This is a genomic window from Roseovarius sp. (assembly GCF_048262375.1).
Taxonomy (GTDB): domain Bacteria; phylum Pseudomonadota; class Alphaproteobacteria; order Rhodobacterales; family Rhodobacteraceae; genus Roseovarius.
The window spans coordinates 267,020-283,593 of sequence record NZ_JBLXFE010000001.1 but is presented as its reverse complement, the minus strand read 5'-3'; the positions used below and the strand labels follow the sequence as shown (position 1 = coordinate 283,593).

Annotated in this window: 17 protein-coding genes and 2 tRNA genes; 10 read left to right on the top strand and 9 right to left on the bottom strand. The window is 61.6% G+C overall.

From position 1 onward, the window contains the following. Positions 1-34: 34 nt before the first annotated feature. Both ACN0SW_RS01415 and ACN0SW_RS01410 read right to left on the bottom strand, forming a co-directional pair. A complete protein-coding gene (locus tag ACN0SW_RS01415) occupies positions 35-1,831 on the bottom strand; it encodes an ABC transporter transmembrane domain-containing protein (protein WP_417726097.1) in 1,797 nt (598 codons plus the stop codon). Positions 1,832-1,930: 99 nt separating this feature from the next. Then, positions 1,931-2,004: transfer RNA gene (locus tag ACN0SW_RS01410), tRNA-Gly, on the bottom strand. A 366-nt stretch (positions 2,005-2,370) separates the two neighbouring features. On the opposite strand from ACN0SW_RS01410, the gene ACN0SW_RS01405 reads away from it, so the two are divergent. Next, a complete protein-coding gene (locus tag ACN0SW_RS01405; RefSeq protein WP_417726096.1) occupies positions 2,371-2,607 on the top strand; it encodes a hypothetical protein in 237 nt (78 codons plus the stop codon). Between the two features lie 167 nt (positions 2,608-2,774). Continuing rightward, a complete protein-coding gene (locus ACN0SW_RS01400) occupies positions 2,775-2,990 on the top strand; it encodes a hypothetical protein (protein WP_417726095.1) in 216 nt (71 codons plus the stop codon). Here ACN0SW_RS01400 and rlmB read toward each other — a convergent pair. Next, positions 2,972-3,748: a 23S rRNA (guanosine(2251)-2'-O)-methyltransferase RlmB gene (gene rlmB, locus ACN0SW_RS01395; RefSeq protein ID WP_417726094.1), complete on the bottom strand. Its 777-nt coding sequence runs from the start codon at positions 3,746-3,748 to the stop codon at positions 2,972-2,974. The two genes, ACN0SW_RS01400 and rlmB, sit on opposite strands and share 19 nt — an antisense overlap. A gap of 134 nt (positions 3,749-3,882) precedes the next feature. Here rlmB and ACN0SW_RS01390 point away from each other — a divergent pair. Together ACN0SW_RS01390 and ACN0SW_RS01385 are read left to right on the top strand one after the other, a co-directional pair. Further along, positions 3,883-3,966: transfer RNA gene (locus ACN0SW_RS01390), tRNA-Tyr, on the top strand. 193 nt (positions 3,967-4,159) lie between these two features. Then, positions 4,160-5,164, top strand: coding sequence for a hypothetical protein (locus tag ACN0SW_RS01385; protein WP_417726093.1), 1,005 nt, complete (start codon positions 4,160-4,162; stop codon positions 5,162-5,164). A 294-nt stretch (positions 5,165-5,458) separates the two neighbouring features. Here the strand turns inward: ACN0SW_RS01385 and ACN0SW_RS01380 are convergent, their stop codons facing one another. Together ACN0SW_RS01380 and hemP are read right to left on the bottom strand one after the other, a co-directional pair. Continuing rightward, on the bottom strand, positions 5,459-5,929 hold the full coding sequence (locus ACN0SW_RS01380) for a hypothetical protein (protein WP_417726092.1): 471 nt from the start codon (positions 5,927-5,929) through the stop codon (positions 5,459-5,461). Beyond that, positions 5,926-6,090, bottom strand: a complete 165-nt coding sequence (gene hemP, locus ACN0SW_RS01375; RefSeq protein ID WP_417726091.1) for a hemin uptake protein HemP — start codon at positions 6,088-6,090, stop codon at positions 5,926-5,928. The genes ACN0SW_RS01380 and hemP overlap by 4 nt, the downstream gene beginning before the upstream one ends. A gap of 278 nt (positions 6,091-6,368) precedes the next feature. On the opposite strand from hemP, the gene ACN0SW_RS01370 reads away from it, so the two are divergent. The 5 genes from ACN0SW_RS01370 to ptsP all read left to right on the top strand — a co-directional run bounded on the left by ACN0SW_RS01370 (position 6,369) and on the right by ptsP (position 11,704). After that, a complete protein-coding gene (locus tag ACN0SW_RS01370; RefSeq protein WP_417726090.1) occupies positions 6,369-6,821 on the top strand; it encodes an NUDIX hydrolase in 453 nt (150 codons plus the stop codon). A 69-nt stretch (positions 6,822-6,890) separates the two neighbouring features. Next, positions 6,891-7,307 carry a DUF1178 family protein gene (locus ACN0SW_RS01365; RefSeq protein ID WP_417726089.1) on the top strand — a complete coding sequence of 139 codons (417 nt, stop codon included), beginning with the start codon at positions 6,891-6,893 and terminating at the stop codon, positions 7,305-7,307. A 15-nt stretch (positions 7,308-7,322) separates the two neighbouring features. Then, positions 7,323-7,970 (top strand): SDR family oxidoreductase, encoded by a 648-nt coding sequence (locus tag ACN0SW_RS01360; protein ID WP_417726088.1) that lies wholly within the window; start codon positions 7,323-7,325, stop codon positions 7,968-7,970. Positions 7,971-8,154: 184 nt separating this feature from the next. Further along, positions 8,155-9,393 (top strand): aspartate kinase, encoded by a 1,239-nt coding sequence (locus tag ACN0SW_RS01355; protein ID WP_417726087.1) that lies wholly within the window; start codon positions 8,155-8,157, stop codon positions 9,391-9,393. Between the two features lie 67 nt (positions 9,394-9,460). Continuing rightward, positions 9,461-11,704: a phosphoenolpyruvate--protein phosphotransferase gene (ptsP, locus tag ACN0SW_RS01350; protein WP_417726086.1), complete on the top strand. Its 2,244-nt coding sequence runs from the start codon at positions 9,461-9,463 to the stop codon at positions 11,702-11,704. Positions 11,705-11,726: 22 nt separating this feature from the next. Here ptsP and ACN0SW_RS01345 read toward each other — a convergent pair whose 3' ends face one another. After that, positions 11,727-12,497, bottom strand: coding sequence for an EcsC family protein (locus ACN0SW_RS01345; protein WP_417726085.1), 771 nt, complete (start codon positions 12,495-12,497; stop codon positions 11,727-11,729). 55 nt (positions 12,498-12,552) lie between these two features. Further along, the gene (locus tag ACN0SW_RS01340; protein WP_417726084.1) at positions 12,553-13,038 is read right to left on the bottom strand and encodes a GNAT family N-acetyltransferase; all 486 of its coding nucleotides are present in this window, start codon (positions 13,036-13,038) and stop codon (positions 12,553-12,555) included. An 88-nt stretch (positions 13,039-13,126) separates the two neighbouring features. On the opposite strand from ACN0SW_RS01340, the gene ACN0SW_RS01335 reads away from it, so the two are divergent. Then, positions 13,127-13,732 (top strand): flavin reductase family protein, encoded by a 606-nt coding sequence (locus ACN0SW_RS01335; protein ID WP_417726083.1) that lies wholly within the window; start codon positions 13,127-13,129, stop codon positions 13,730-13,732. An 82-nt stretch (positions 13,733-13,814) separates the two neighbouring features. Here ACN0SW_RS01335 and ACN0SW_RS01330 read toward each other — a convergent pair whose 3' ends face one another. Further along, complete coding sequence (locus tag ACN0SW_RS01330; RefSeq protein ID WP_417726082.1) at positions 13,815-15,479, bottom strand: ABC transporter permease; 1,665 nt, start codon at positions 15,477-15,479, stop codon at positions 13,815-13,817. 72 nt (positions 15,480-15,551) lie between these two features. Further along, on the bottom strand, positions 15,552-16,568 hold the full coding sequence (gene cobT / locus ACN0SW_RS01325) for a nicotinate-nucleotide--dimethylbenzimidazole phosphoribosyltransferase (RefSeq protein ID WP_417726081.1): 1,017 nt from the start codon (positions 16,566-16,568) through the stop codon (positions 15,552-15,554). Positions 16,569-16,574: the final 6 nt, after the last annotated feature.

Here is a 16,574-nt window from a genome sequence, read left to right as displayed (position 1 = left end):
CGGCGAGACCACGGCAAGAGGCGAATGGCCGCGCTCAGGCGGCCTCGCCATCGGTGAATTGCAGGCGGGCAAGGCGTGCATAGAGGCCATTTTCCGCGACAAGGCTGTCATGGGTGCCCTGCGCCACGATCTGACCCTGATCCATCACCACAATCCGGTCGGCCTTTTTCACCGTCGCCAGGCGATGTGCCACGATGATCGTCGTGCGTGTGCGGGCCATGGTCTCGACCGCGCGCTGGACGGCACGCTCGCTCTCGGCATCAAGCGCGCTGGTCGCCTCGTCCAAGAGCAGCACCGCCGCATCACGCAGGATAGCGCGGGCGATGGCGATCCGCTGCTTTTGTCCACCCGAAAGCATGACGCCGCGCTCGCCCACATAGGTATCATAGCCGTCTGGCAAGGCGGAAATGAAGTCATGCGCTGCCGCCGCACGGGCTGCGGCCTCGATTTCAGAATCGGTGGCGTCGAGCCGACCAAAGCGGATGTTTTCCCGTGCCGAAGCGGCAAAGATCACCGGGTCCTGCGGCACCAGTGCCAGATCGCGGCGGAACTCGTGGCGCGCCATATCCGAGAGCGCCACGCCATCAAGGGTAATCCGCCCCGCGTCCGGGTCATAGAATCGCTGAATAAGCTGGATCACACTGGTCTTGCCCGCCCCGGAGGGGCCAACCAGCGCCACGGTTTCACCGGGGCGGATGATCAGGTTAACAGTGTCGAGCGCGGGAATACCCGGCCGCGACGGATAGGCAAAGTGAACATCCTCAAAGGTGATCTCGCCGCGCACCGGGCGCGGTACGGCCACAGGGTGGGCGGGGTCGCGCACCGGGTCCTCAGCCTGCAGTAGCTCGATCAGACGCTCTGTCGCCCCAGCCGCACGTTGCAATTCGCCCCAGATTTCAGAAAGCGCCGCCACGGCACCTGCAACCATCACCGCGTAGATCACGAATTGCACGAGGCTGCCCGCTGTCATGTCGCCCGCGCGCACGTCGCGCGCACCAATCCAGAGCACGCCGACAATTCCAGTGAACACGAGGAAGATGACAATCACCGTCATCAGTGCGCGGGTATTGACGCGGCGGCGCGCGGCGTCATGACTGCGTTCTGTCACATCGGCAAAGCGCGCGCGACTCTCGCCCTCATGGGTAAAGGCCTGCACGGTCTGCACAGACAACAAGGCCTCTGAGGCATTGCCGGAACTCAGGGCGATCCAGTCCTGATTTTCGCGGCTGAGCACCCGCATCCGCCGCCCCAGTGTGAGAATGGGCACGATCACCAGCGGCACGATCAACAGCACGAGTCCGGTCAACTTGGCCGAGGTCAACAGCATCAGGCCCATGCCGCCGATCAGAATAAGCAGATTGCGCAGCGCAATAGAGATCGACGAGCCGATCACCGAAAGGATCAAGGTGGTATCGGTGGTGATGCGGCTCAGAACCTCGCCGGTCATCAGCTTCTCAAAGAAAGCGGGGCTCATGCCGATCACCCGGTCGAACACGCCCATGCGAATGTCTGCGACGACACGCTCACCCAACCGTGTCACCAAGAGATAGCGCATGCCGGTGCCCACGGCCAAGAGCGCTGCAATCAGCAGCGCCGCGCCGAAGTATTGATCGAGGATGGCGCCGTTTTCTGCATTGAAATTATCCACCACCCGGCGCACCGCCAAGGGCAGAACCAGCGCCACGCTGGCCGTCAACATCAGCGCCAGAATGGCCGCAGCCAAAAGCGCGCGGTAAGGGCGCAGGAACGGCCAAAGTTCGGCCAGCGCGCCCACATGTTTCGATTTCTCGCGATCCAGCAGATCAGCCCCGTTTTCGGCCCTGCGCACCATCAGTCTTTATTCCTCACCATTTGGCAATGGTTCTTGGCGGGCGATGAGGCCGGGGTCAAGGGGACAGATCAGCCACAGGGGGGATTCGCAGGGAAAGGATGGAGCGGGCGGCGGGAATCGAACCCGCGTCATCAGCTTGGAAGGCTGAGGTCTTACCATTACACAACGCCCGCGCTCAGCGGGTAATTAGTGGAGCCGGGCGCGAGGGTCAAGACCATCCGGGCTTTGGTTTGCACAGCGCACACGCGCCTCTGCCCGCTTGATTCGACGTCACAAAGCGCCCGGGCAGGCCCAAGTCCGCACCAAGGCAGGTTCCGGACATGACTGGCCGCGTGGCGCCGGATTTCCAGAGAGCGGAAATATGGCCATTCCCGACACCTTCGCTGCCCGACTGATCGAAACGGTCAAGGGGCAGTTCTCGGGGGCGTGCTGATCGGGCACACCCCCTGCAAAAATTGGGTCAATCACTCATTTTATCAGATCAACCCCGAGATGGTTTATAGCTTTGCGGAGGCGACGCTGGGCGATGAGGCGCTGCATTGCGCGCTGCAACCGATCAGACCTGCGCATGCATGCAAGGGGGCGACGACAACCAATCCCAATATCACCGGCAAGCGCCGACGGCTGTCGGGGTCCCTGACAGAGGAGGGATCATCCTCGACTATGCGGTACGCAAGTCGATGCGTGCCACAAAATCGGCGGACAGGGTCTATCAATCGGATCATGTCAACCGCTGGACGGTATCGGACGCGGATGGCGAGGAAGATGCGGCCTGACGGGCAAAAGCGCTTCGGGTTGCGGCGGCCCTGAGGTAATTTGACCTTGTCTGCCTGCAAAGGACATGTCCGATGACCGAGACAGGTGACCCGTCGCCCGCCTCTCTGGCAACCGCAAGGACCGGCGCAACCTCTGGTACCGCGCGCTTGGGAGGATCATCTTTGCCGTGGTGGGAGTGCTGGCGGTCAAGGCCGCACCGTTCGAGATGATCCTGCCCCTTGGCATTGTACAGAGCATTGAGGCGATCTGGGACAGCCTGCGCCTGACCTTTGCGTTCGAATCGCTTGGGCTGTGCGCTTTTGGTCTCAGCTGGAGGATCAAGGGGCGGTTCCTCTATGCCTTTGAGGATGCCGCCGCCCTGCCTCAGCCGCGCGCGGCGTAGAGCGCAACGGCCGCCGCATTGGATACGTTGAGCGAGCCGAAATCGCTGGCAAATTCGATCCGGACCAGCGCATCGCAAACTTCGCGCGTGCGTTCTCGCAACCCCGGCCCCTCAGCGCCCAGCACCAAGGCCACGGGCCGGTCACGCTTGCCCTCCAGCGCTGTCTCAATGGGCATCTCCGCCTCACCCGCCAGCCCCAGCACCAGATATCCCATCGCCTGCAACTCGATGATCGCATCGGCCAGATTGCGCACGCGCAGATAGGGCTGACGCTCCAGCGCACCACTGGCGGTTTTCGCAAGCGCGCCGGTCTCGGGGGCGGCATGGTGGCGGGGAGCGATCACCGCCCGCGCGCCAAACACTTCGGCTGATCGAAGGATAGCACCGACGTTATGCGGATCCGTCACCCGATCGAGCAGCACCACGCGGGGCGAAGTGCGGCCATCGCCCAGACAAACCTCGCCCAATGACCCCCAATCCAGCGGCTTGACCTCAAGTGCGGCCCCCTGATGCACCGATCCCGGATCAAGCGGTGCATTGAATTTGCGCGGATCAACCTCTTCGGGCTGCATGCCGCTTGCGGCAATCGCCGCCTGCAGCTTGTCAGCGGCGTTTTTCGTGACCACAAGGCGCAGCTTTTCGCGGCGCGGATTCTGCAGCGCGTCACGCACCGCATGCAGCCCAAAAAGCCACACGGTCTCGGACGCGGCTGCGCGTTTGGCCTGTTCCTTGTCGATCACCCAACGGGGTTTTTTCATGGCTGTAAGGCCCCTCTTTTCCGGCCCGCGACAATGCGACGGGCACGCATGGCTTGCAAGCGATTTTCCGGTTGACGCAGCATGCAGCCACTAGTAATCAGCCCCCCACGTCAGACGCGCAAGCGCCGGACAGTGGGCGACAGGCCGCAAGGTGTGGCAGGGGACTGTAACTCCCTCGCGGAGACGCACGCCTGGTTCGATTCCAGGGTCGCCCACCATTTTTCCCTCCAGCAATCCTGCTTTGCTTGCCTTGGCCCGATCCAATGCGCCACGCCTTGTGGTGACGCAATCCGGTTGCACTCGGCTCGAATCAGAGGCCAGCCCTTGCAGGCCGCCTTGCGATAACTGCTTTATCTGTAGGGCAAATTACCCCTATAGTGGCGATGGCAGTCAGGCAGGATCACGACAAGAATGGCCCCCAAGGCACAGGCGCCCCAAACCTATAACATCCTGATCGTCGGTCAGTCCGGTCGGTTGCAATACGAGGCCATTCTCTTTGCCGCCTCCTTGCGCGCCACCTCGCCCGGCTTTGCCGGTCGCCTCTTTGTGGCGGAACCGCAACCCGGACCGCTCTGGCCTGACGATCCCCGGATCAAGGATGAGGACACCCGCGCGCTTTTGTCCGAGCTTGGGGCGGAAATCCTACCGTTTGAAAGCCGCCATTTCGGCGCAGCCTACCCCTATGGCAACAAGATCGAGGCGCTTTTTGCCCTGCCCAAGGGTGAAGCCTTTGTGTTTTTTGACACGGATACGTTGATTTGCGGCGATCTCACCTCGGTGCCGTTTGATTTCGCGCGCCCCACCGCGTCGCTGCGCCGCGAGGGAACTTGGCCACAGCTAGAGCTGTATGGCCCCACCTATACCCAGATATGGGCATCGCTCTATGACCGTTTCGGGCTTGATTTCGAGAGCTCACTCGACCGCACGCAGCCCGATGAATACTGGCAACGCTATCTTTACTTCAACGCGGGGTTCTTTTTCTACGAATGCCCGCATGTCTTTGGCCAACGCTTTCTCGATTATGCGCTCAGTATCCGGGATGACGCCCCACGCGAACTGATCTGCCAATCGCTTGACCCTTGGCTCGATCAGGTGGCGCTGCCTTTGGTGATTCATAGCTTGGGTGGCGGGCGCGACACGCTACCGCCCGGCCTGCTGGATGGCGCGGTCAGTTGTCATTACCGGCTTTTGCCCCTGCTCTATGCGCGGGAGGCGGACCATGTGGTCGCGGTGCTGCAAGAGGTGACCGCCCCTAACAAAATCAAGCGCGTGCTCAAGACGTATGATCCCGCCAAGCGCATGATCTATCAAGGGCGCGGACTCAAGGTGCGGGCGCTTTTTGACCAAAACGACCTGCCCCGGCGCGAACAGATGATCCGCAACACGATCAAGCGTAACGGATTCTGGATGCGATGAGCGGTGGGCAACCGGTTTCCGACAGTTACCCAAAACACGATTACGCCCGGTCAGGTCCTTCGACACCCCTCTGGCAGACAGGCGCAGGCGGGCTCATGTCAGGGTGCAATGTCTCTTTGGACCAAAGACGCGCTACTCCCCCGCATCCGCAGATCTGGCATTGAGCAAACCATAATGTTTCGCCCCAAGCTGACCGGAAAGACCAAGCTGCGTTTCGAGAAAATCAGTATGCCTCGTCATCCGCGATCAATGATGGCCGTTCAGTGACAGATCATCATCGCCTGCCCCCCCGCCTTAATGCCGCGTGGCGCTGATCGGCTCTGGGATTCGCGCCGTTTGCACGCAGAGCGCCGCCCGTTGCAGAGACAAGCCAAAGCGCGCGGCCGCCTCGGTCAGGGCCAGAATGCCGCGCGCGTTGACCAATACGCTCGCCATCATCAGCGCGTCTTCGCGCTCTCCCAGTGCCGCCTCTTCGACAAAGCGGGCAAAGGCCGCCTCGTCCATGCCGACACAGGGACAATGAGGCGCGTGACACCGCAGCGGTCGGCGCAACGTCGCGCCCAACACCTCGGTTACATCCTGAAGCGCCTCGAACGCGGTCAGCGCCATCGGTTCGGCCATACGCTCGCACAGCAACGCATGCGCCCGGATCGCCCCACCGGCATTCCATGCCCGAAGTGCCGCCACGACCAATCTGGCCAGCCCGTGCATTTCGGACATCTGGTCGACAGACATCTGCCCCGTCAAGTCGCGTGCATGTTTCATTTGGTCAGAATCAACTTGTCCGCGCGGGTGATGCGCAGGGTGTAAATCTGGCCATCCAGCATGATCAGCGCGGTATTGGCACCGTTGGTCAGCACCCGGGCGTCGTGACAGGCGGCCTCGGCCACCAGATTAGGATCGGATTTTGTCTGAGCGCGGATCATGCGAATGCCCTCGCTGTCCTAGAGATCAACTGTGCCATGCCTTGCGGTCCTCTGTTGCAGATTTGGCCGGGCTGACCACTGGGAGGGTTGGCTTGGCCTCTTATTTCTGACTTAAATAGTAAGGTATGTCAATTCCAATTTTCCCCCCGTTTATTCTGCGAAAATCCTGCTGGTTCGACGCGCCAAGCCGTGCCTATAGTTGCATAACCCGGTCACTCGGGCTCGGTGCAGCGATCAGGGGACCAGACAGGCCGATGACCCGTCAAAGACCAAGGCAAATGCCGCTCTCTTTGCCGCCGACCCCCAAGACCGAGATTCGCACGCAGTTCGCGGCGCTTTGTTTTCGTATGGTCCGAAACAAGCCTGAAATCCTGCTGATCACCAGCCGGGGATCTGGCCGCTGGATATTGCCCAAAGGCTGGCCCGCGCCGGACCGGACCCCAGCCGAAATGGCCCTGCGCGAGGCATGGGAAGAAGCGGGCGTTCAAGGGCGCGTTTATGACACCTGCCTTGGTCTCTACTCCTATGCCAAAACGATCGGAAATGATCGCGATCTGCCTTGTGTCGGACTGGTTTATCCCGTGCGTGTTAAATCGCAAACGGCGCATTTCCCCGAAGCAGGGCAACGCCGCCTGAAATGGTTTCGCCCTAAAAAAGCCGCCGCTCAGGTCCGAGAGCCCGAGCTGACCGCGATCATCCGCAACTTTAATCCGCAAAAGCTTGGGCTGTGAGATCAAAAGCATAGCTTGAATTCTCCGCCCAGTGGCGTAATTATCAACGGCACTGCAATGGATTGCGATATGATTAAATTCACCCTCAAATGCGTCGGTGATCACGAGTTTGAAAGCTGGTTTCATTCGGCCGCGACATTTGACAAACTCTTGGGCGCGGGCATGATCAGCTGTGCGATTTGTGGCATCGGCGACGTAAAAAAGGCACTGATGGCCCCGAGCCTGCGTAGCACATCAGACGCCGTGCCGCCAGCGCCCGTCCCGACCCCGGCAGAACAGACCCTTGTCCAGCTACGGCGACGAATCGAGGAAAACTCTGAATACGTCGGGCTCAACTTCGCTCAAGAGGCGCGTGACATGCATGACGGGTTGACGCCCGAACGCGCGATTTACGGCGAGGCTAAACCTGACGAGGCGCAGAAACTGATCGAGGACGGTGTGCCTGTGACACCCCTGCCCTTTGTGCCACGCCGTAAATCCAACTAAACCGAAAGGTCTGACATGCATATTCTCATCACTGGTGCCAATCGTGGCATCGGTCGCGCGCTTGCCGATCACTACCGCAGCCAGGGTCACACGGTCACCGCCACCGCGCGCAGCCCCTCCGCGGGGGAACTTGCGCTTGACGTGACAGACCCCGGCTCTTGCGCGGCTCTTGGCGCTCATCTTGAGGGGCGGCCGATTGACCTGCTGATCTGCAACGCAGGTCTCTATCTCGACAAGGGTCAATCGCTGGAGAGCGGCTATCCGGCGCATATGTGGGCCGAGACATTCGCCACCAATGTCACCGGCGTATTTTTGACCGTGCAGGCGCTCTTGCCGCAGTTGCGCGCGGCCAAACCCGCAAAAATCGCAATCATTTCCAGCCAGATGGCCAGTCATACCAACGCGCCCGGCGGCAGCTATATCTACCGTGCCTCCAAGGCGGCAGCGCTCAACCTCGGGCGCAATCTGGCGGCTGACCTTGCGCCGGATGGCATCGCGGTCGGCATCTATCACCCCGGCTGGGTGCGCACCGACATGGGCGGTGACGGCGCAACACTATCCGTGGACGAGGCAGCAGCGGGTCTTTCGGACCGATTTGCCGCGCTGGACATGGCGATGACCGGCTGCTTTCAGACATGGGACGGGCGCGACCACCCCTATTGAACAGGGGCAGGCGTTGGCCATGTCTGGAGATCAGCACAGGCATCAAAGCCCTGAATAAGGGGAACGCAGGCACCAATATGCAGCAGCCGACCGCTATCATCACGCGGTTGCGACACCTGCCCCCTTGCGCAGCGCCTTGCCCGCGCGTAAACCCCGCCCGATAATTCGGCTCAGGACTGCACCCATGCCCGTTCTCGTGATGAAATTCGGCGGCACCTCGGTCGCCAATATCGACCGTATCCGCCGCGCGGCCAAGCGCGTGGGTCTTGAGGTTGCCAAGGGCTATGACGTGATCGTCATCGTCTCGGCCATGTCCGGCAAGACCAACGAAATGGTCGGCTGGGTTGGTGAAATTTCGCCGCTCTATGACGCGCGCGAATATGACGCCGTGGTCAGTTCGGGCGAGAACGTGACCGCAGGCCTGATGGCGCTGACGCTGCAGGAAATGGAAATCCCGGCGCGCAGCTGGCAAGGCTGGCAAGTGCCGCTCAAGACCAATTCCGCCCATTCCGCCGCTCGAATCGAGGAAATCCCCACCGACAACATCAACGCCAAATTTGCCCAAGGCATGCGCGTGGCAGTGGTCGCAGGGTTTCAGGGCATTTCTCCTGAGGGGCGGATCACGACATTGGGGCGCGGCGGCTCGGACACCACCGCCGTAGCCTTTGCCGCCGCCTTTGAGGCCGAGCGCTGCGATATCTACACGGATGTGGACGGGGTCTATACCACCGATCCACGCATCACCTCCAAGGCGCGAAAGCTGGACAAGATCGCGTTTGAGGAAATGCTGGAACTGGCCTCGCTCGGGGCCAAGGTGCTGCAAACCCGTTCCGTGGAACTGGCAATGCGCTATAATGTGAAACTGCGGGTTCTCAGCAGTTTCGAGGAACCATCGGACGAGGCCGGCACACTTGTATGCGCCGAGGAGGAAATCATGGAATCAAAGGTTGTCAGCGGTATTGCCTATTCCCGGGACGAGGCGAAGATGACCCTCATTTCGGTGGCCGACCGCCCCGGTATCGCCGCCGCCATCTTTGGGCCGCTGTCAGAGGCCGGTGTCAACGTCGACATGATCATCCAGAACATCGCCGAGGAAGGTCGCACCGACATGACCTTTTCCTGTCCGGTCGATCAGGTGATGCGCGCCGAAAAGGCGCTGCGCGAGGCCAAGGAGCGCGGCGAGATCAATTATCACGACCTGATCGCTGATACCAATGTCGCCAAGGTCTCGGCCGTAGGGATTGGCATGCGCTCTCAGTCCGGCGTTGCCGCCAAGATGTTCAAGACGCTGAGCGATGAAGGCGTGAACATAAAGGTCATTGCAACCTCCGAGATCAAGATTTCCGTGCTCATAGACCGAAAATACATGGAACTCGCAGTTCAGGCGCTGCATGATGCCTTCGAGTTGGACAAAGCGGCCTGACCCGGCCCCCGCATCACCGGCACCGGGTCTGGCCAATCCCAGAGTCTGCGCCGGGGGAATGCCGCCCATGACCGAGCACTTCAAGACCGACAGCCGCCAGATGCTGGGCCGTTTGCGCGCCATCATGGCCGAGGACGCGGGCGGCCAGACCCGGCTTGACCAGATCACACGGCTGATCGCTGAGGAAATGCGTATCGAGGTCTGCTCGATCTACCTTTTTCGCGACGAGGACACGCTTGAGCTTTGCGCCACCGAGGGCCTCAAACCCGAGGCTGTGCACCAGACCCGCATGCGCATGGGCGAAGGGCTGGTAGGACGTGTCGCGCGCACCGGCGAGGTGATCAACACCGACGATGCTCCGGCCGAGCCCGGCTTTCGCTATATGCCGGAAACCGGAGAAGAGGCATATTCCTCGTTTCTTGGGGTCCCGGTTCAGCGTCTTGGTGAAAAATTGGGCGTGCTTGTGGTGCAATCCAAACAGGCCCGGCTGTTCTCGGACGAGGAAATCTATGCCGTCGAGGTCGTTGCCATGGTGTTGGCTGAAATGGCCGAACTTGGCGCCTTCGTGGGAGAAGGCGCCGCCATGTCGGCCCGCCATCAACAGGCCGTGCTCTTTCGTGGCACCAGTGCGCAAGAGGGCACGGCGCAAGGCCACGTCTGGCTGCACGAGCCGCGCGTCGTTGTCACCAATCCCATTGCTGATGACCCCGCCCGCGAGTTGACCCGCCTCAACGAGGCGGTCGAAACGCTCCGTGTTGGCGTGGACCGGATGCTCAGCTCTGCCAAGGGGGGCGACAAGGAACAGCTTGACGTGCTCGAAGCGTACCGCATGTTTGCCAATTCCAAGGGCTGGATGCGCCGTATGGAGGCAAATATTGACAGCGGCCTTTCCGCAGAGGCCGCCGTCGAAAAGGAACAATCCGCAGCCCGTGCGCGCATGGGACAAGTTTCGGACGCCTACCTGCGCGAACGCCTGCACGATCTTGATGACCTCTCAAACCGCTTGCTGCGCATCCTCACCGGCCAAGGCAATGAGACCGGTGCCGATATGCCCGCCGATCCGATCCTCATCGCGCGCAACATCGGTCCTGCTGAACTTTTGGATTATGGTCGTAATCTCAAAGGGATCGTTCTGGAAGAAGGCTCGGTCGGGTCTCATGCCGCCATTGTCGCGCGCGCCCTCGCCATTCCGCTGGTGATCCATGCCCGCCGCATCACCACCGAATCGCTCAATGGTGATCTGATCCTCGTCGATGGTGATCAGGGGATCGTCCACCTGCGCCCCGACGATACCGTGGTATCAGCGTTCCGCGACAAGATGGCGATGCAGGCCGAGGCCCAACAGCGTTATGCCTCGATCCGGGACAAACCTGCGGAGACCCTCTGCGGCCAACGCATCAAGCTCAAGATGAATGCCGGTCTGATGGCCGATCTGCCCAGCCTTGTCAGCTCGGGTGCCGAGGGCGTGGGCCTGTTTCGCACCGAATTGCAATTCCTGATCCGCAACCACATGCCCAAACGCGCCGAGTTGTCAGAGCTCTATTCGCGGGTGATGGATGCCGCAGGCCAGCAGCGCGTGGTGTTCCGCACGCTCGATATCGGCTCGGACAAGGTGCTGCCCTATATGAAGCCCAACGACGAGCCGAACCCGGCGATGGGCTGGCGCGCGATCCGGGTGGGGCTGGACAAGCCGGGTGTCATGCGGATGCAGCTTCAGGCGCTCATTCGCGCGGCCAAAGGGCGGCCTCTGACCATCATGTTCCCGTTTGTGGCGCAGCGCGACGAGTTCACCGCCGCCCGCGCCGAAATGGACAAGGCGCTGGAACGCGAGCGTATTCTAGGCCATCCGATCCCCGAACAGATCGAAGTGGGCGCGATGCTGGAAACCCCGTCGCTGGCCTTTGCGCCGGATGCGTTTTATTCCGAGGTGGATTTCATCTCGGTCGGGGGGAATGATCTCAAGCAGTTCTTCTTTGCCGCTGACCGCGAGAATGAGCGTGTGCGCAAACGGTATGACACGCTCAACATCAGCTTTTTGAACTTCCTCGAAGGCATCGTCTATCGCTGCGCCACCCTTGGCACGCCGCTGAGTTTCTGTGGCGAGGATGCGGGCCGACCGATTGAGGCCGCCTGCCTCGCGGCTATCGGTTTTCGAAGCCTGTCGATGCGCCCTGCCTCAATCGGCCCGGTCAAGAGCCTCTTGCGGCGTATCGACCTTGGGGGGTTGCGTGACGTGATCCATGCCGAGCGCGCGCGCGGTGCGCAAACCGTGCGACCGGCGGTGATGGACTATCTGCGCGACCAGATGTGACAAGGGGTTCGGCGCGGCGGCCTCAAAGCACCCGGCCCTGCGCCTCTTCCGCCCGCGCGCGAAACTCGGTGATCAACGCTTCATGGTCGCGCCCGGCATCGATTGCCAGCCGTCGGAGCCCGAAATGCACCTGCGCCATGTCCTGATAATAGCGTGTATAGGCATAGTTCGTGGCCGCCCCCGCCGCTGCCCCCAGTATGGGCACCGTCTGCGCTGCCAGCTTTTGCCCCAGCACCGCCGCCAGCCGTGGTGCCACCCGTGCAATTAGCGCATGGAGCGCCGGACCGGTCACCGTCATCCGCGTTCCAACAAAGCCCAAGTTGGCCCCATCATCGCGCTCAAGCGGCCCTGCTGCGCCAAAAACCTCGATAGAATCAAACCGAACGCCGGGCTCTGACGGATCAAACCCATGTTCCACCGCCACATCCTGAATCGCCCGAAGCAACACCGTCACCGTCACTGGCAACTCTGCCAACGCGGTAGGCAGGCCACCCATCCCCCCCACAGCCCCCATGGTTGCGGTCAGCGCCCGCGTCCTCCATCCGGGCTGTTCGCCCACCACATTGCGCGACCGATGCGCTATCTCCGCCGCTCGCTTTAGCGCTTCTTCGGTGGTCTCGTTAAGCCGCACCCGCAGGGACACAGGCAGACGATCAAGCAGGCCCTCGGCATGTCCGCCCACAAGGTTGAGCAGGTCGATCACCCCATTGCCAGCCTGCGCATGGCGCAGCACCAACGCCCGCAGGCGCGCCTCGGTCTCTGCTTCGCCGATTGGTCGCCCCAAAAGCTCCATCTACATGCCCCGCAACAATTTTACTGCCATGAACTGGCCACGGCAGCGTTGGAATTCAAGCGTCGCGCACCACTTTGCCTGCCACACCGTCCCATGCGCCAGGACACAATTCCAGCCCCAGAACACGCTCTGGATTCGTCGGCGGTGGCATCTCGACCTCGGTCAGTTTGGTAAAACCGAACCGGCCATAATAGGGGGCATCGCCCACCAGAATAACCCGCTTCCACCCCAAGGAGGCCGCACGTTCAAGGCTATCACGGATCAAAAGCCCGCCAAGACCCTCGCCATGGTGAGTGGGATGCACCGCAACCGGCCCGAGCAAAAGCGCGCGCTCTGATCCGATCCGCACGGGCCAATAGCGGATCGCTCCGGCCAATATCCCCTCAGCATCGCGCACCACCCGGCACAAATCGGGCACCGGCGGCACATCATCGCGCAGCCGGTAAGAGGACAGCGCCTCGCGTCCCGGCGCGAAACACAAGTCATAGAGGGCCTCAACCTCCCAATAATCAACGGGTTTCTCCGTCTCGAGGGTGAACATTCCGACCTGAGTCCTTACGAAAATCAACTGGCAATGCGCGTATCACGACGCTACGACAGGCACAAACCCGATGACCAAGGAGAGGCAGATGTTTTACAAACCCGAAGATGGCCACGGCCTGCCGCACAACCCCTTTAATGCCATCGTGACGCCCCGCCCTATTGGCTGGATTTCGACCCGTGGCGCTGATGGTCACGACAATCTTGCGCCATATTCTTTTTTCAATGCAGTGGCTTATGTGCCGCCGCAGGTCATGTTCGCCTCGACCGCCACCAAGCCGGACCGGGGCGACACCAAGGACACGGTCGCCAATATTCGTGAAACCGGCGTCTTCTGCGTCAACATTGTCAGCGCGGCGTTGTGCGATGCGATGAACCGGACCTCGGGCGCGTGGGGGCGCGAGGTGGATGAGTTTGTTGATGCGGGATTGGAAAAGGCGGATTGCAACACGATCGCTTGTGCGCGCGTCTCCGACTCTCCCGCCAATCTGGAATGCAAGCTGACCCAGATCGTGCAACTGCCCGGAGCGGCGAATTTTGTGGTTTTTGGCGAGGTTACGGGCATCCATATGCGCGATGACTGCCTCGTGGATGGCCGCTTTGATGTGGCGCGTTTTCATCCTCTGACGCGACTGGGCTATCATGATTATTCGGTCATTCGCGAGACCTTTAGCCTGCACCGCCCGGGCGAGTGATCCGCACCCGCGATATGATCCGCAAAGCGCTGTTTTCAGGAAAGTTTAAAACTTTCCTGAACGGAATTTTTTGAAAATTCCGTTATCCTGCCGAAATCGCAGTACCGAGTTTGGCCGCGCGGCGCCCCATGGATTCGCGTCCCAAAGTACGGCAGAGGATCAGAACAGGGATTAGCCCAAAACCCACCAGAACCAGCGAGGGAACCGCCGCCTCTGACAGACGCTCATCTGCGGCCAGCCGATGCGCCTGAACCGCCAGCGTTTGAAAATCAAACGGATGAAGGATCAGCGTGGCCGGTAATTCCTTCATCACATCGACAAAAACGATCAAGAGCGCCGTCACCACTGAGGTTCTCGCCACCGGCAAATGCACCCGCGTGAGCAGTTTGGGACCCGGCTGTCCCAGAGAGCGGCCAATCGCATCGAGATGCCACGGCACTGTTGCCATGCCACTGTCATAGGCGTTGAGCGCCGCCGCCATGAAGCGCACGACATATGCCATGATCATCAACCAGATCGACCCGGTGATCAGCAACCCGGTGCTGATCCCGAAGGTATCGCGCATGACGGCATCAAGCGCGTTATCAAAGGCCGCCATCGGCACCATCAAGCCGACCGCAATCACCCCGCCCGGCACCGCATACCCAAGCCCAGCCCCAATCACCAACCAGCGAGAGCCGCGCCCCGGACGGGTGCGCGCCCGAAACCCCACGAGGATCGCCCCCGCAACGGTCAACACTGCTGCGACGCTGGCCAGCAGGATCGAATTGGACATAAACCCAAGATAACGCTCGGAAAAGATATTCTGGCCCGAGCCGATGGCCATCACGCCAAGCATGATCACCGGCACGACAAAGCCCAAGAGCACCGGCAGAAAGCAGATCGCAAACGCCCCCCAACCCGCCACGCCACGCAGCTTGGGCCGCTCCATTGTCTCGAACCGGGCGCCGCGCCCGGCGGTGCGCGACCGCCCTCGGCTGGCCCGCTCCAACCCGGCAATCAAAAGGGCAAAACTCAGTAGGCAAAGCGCCAGTTGCGCGGCCGCCGCCCGGTCCCCAAGGGAAAACCACGCCTGATAGATGCCGGTGGCAAAGGTCTGCACGTTGAAAAACGCCACCGTGCCGAAATCCGCGATAGTCTCCATGATCGCCAGAAGCGCACCACCCGCAATCGCCGGGCGCGCCATCGGTAGCGCCACGCGCCAGAACGCCTGAAACGGCGAGTTTCCCAGCGTGCGCGCCACCAGAAACGCATTGCCTGATTGCTGCCGAAAGGACGCCCGCGCCAAAAGATAGACATAGGGATAAAGCACGATTGTCAGCATCAGCGCCGCCCCCCCTAGACTGCGCACCTCGGGAAACCAATAATCGCGCGGCCCCCATCCCGTGACCGTCCGTAGCGCCGTTTGCACCGGGCCCGGATGATCGAGCATATGGGTATAGGCATAGGCCATCACATAGGCGGGAAAGGCCAGCGGCAACGCCAGCGCGATTTCCAGCAACCGCGCGCCGGGAAAGCGGTAGACCGTCACCAGCCATGCCGTCACGGACCCGATAACCGCCGTACTCAGCCCGACAATCACCACCAACGTCAATGTCGTGGCGGTATAGCGCGGCAGAACGGTCGCAAGCACATCGCGCCAAGTCTGCAAATCTCCGGTCAAGGCGGCCAGGGCTGCGGCCAGAATTGGCGCAACGCAGAGCGCGGTCACAGCCCATGCAAGGCGATGAAGCAGGGCTTCGCTCATGGTTTTGGCTCCCCGACCCTATAATCTGAGTGTTTTAATCAGTATTCCCTGTGTCAGAAAGGGTCAAGCGGGCTATCCCCCGGACACGCCTGCCTCTGCAAAGGTGGCCATACCGGAATGACAGGCCAAGGCCGCCTGCACCACCCCCATCGCCAGCACCCCCCCCGACCCTTCACCAAGCCGCAGACCCAAAGACAGCAAGGGCGTCTTGCCCAAGGCCTGCAAGAGGCGCGCATGTCCCGGTTCTTCGCTGACATGGCCGGCGATTGTATGGTCGAGCGTGCCGGGATGTTCCACTTCAAGACAGGCGGCAGCGGCAGTACAGATGAACCCGTCGAGCACCAGCGGGATACGCAGAACCCGTGCCCGCGCCATAGCCCCGGCCATAGCCACCAACTCGCGTCCCCCCAAGCGGCGCAACACCTCTAGCCCCCCTGCCCCGGAGGCTGTGTTGATGGCAACCGACTGCGCAACGATCCGCGCCTTATGGGCAAGCGCCGCATCCGCGAGTCCCGTGCCACGCCCGGTCCACACCGCTGCATCTCCACCATAGAGCGCCAATGCAATCGCCGCAGCGCTGGTGGTGTTTCCGATCCCCATTTCCCCTACCACCAAGAGATCACTGGTAGGATCTACCGCGTCCCAGCCAACCTGTAAGGCGCCGAGCATCTCATCCTCAGACATTGCTGGTCCAAGGCTGATATCGCCGGTGGGCCGGTCGAGATCGAGCGCCTCCACATCCATGCGCGCGCCCACAAGCGCCGCCAGTTGGTTGACTGCCGCACCGCCCGCCCTGAAATTTGCAACCATCTGCGCGGTCACTTCGGCGGGAAAGGCCGACACGCCCTGCGCCACGACGCCGTGATTGCCAGCAAAGACGATGACCTGAGGCGCGCTCACGCGGGGCTCCGCCTCGCCGCGCCAGCCACAATACCACTCCGCCAGCCCCTCCAACCGCCCGAGCGCACCGGGGGGCTTGGTCAATTGCGCATCGCGCGCCCGCGCCCCAAGGGTGGCGGCAGCGTCTGGGCCGGACATATCCCGCAGGAGTGCCGCAAAATCAGAGAGCGAGGAGAAGGCACGCGCCATGCAAAG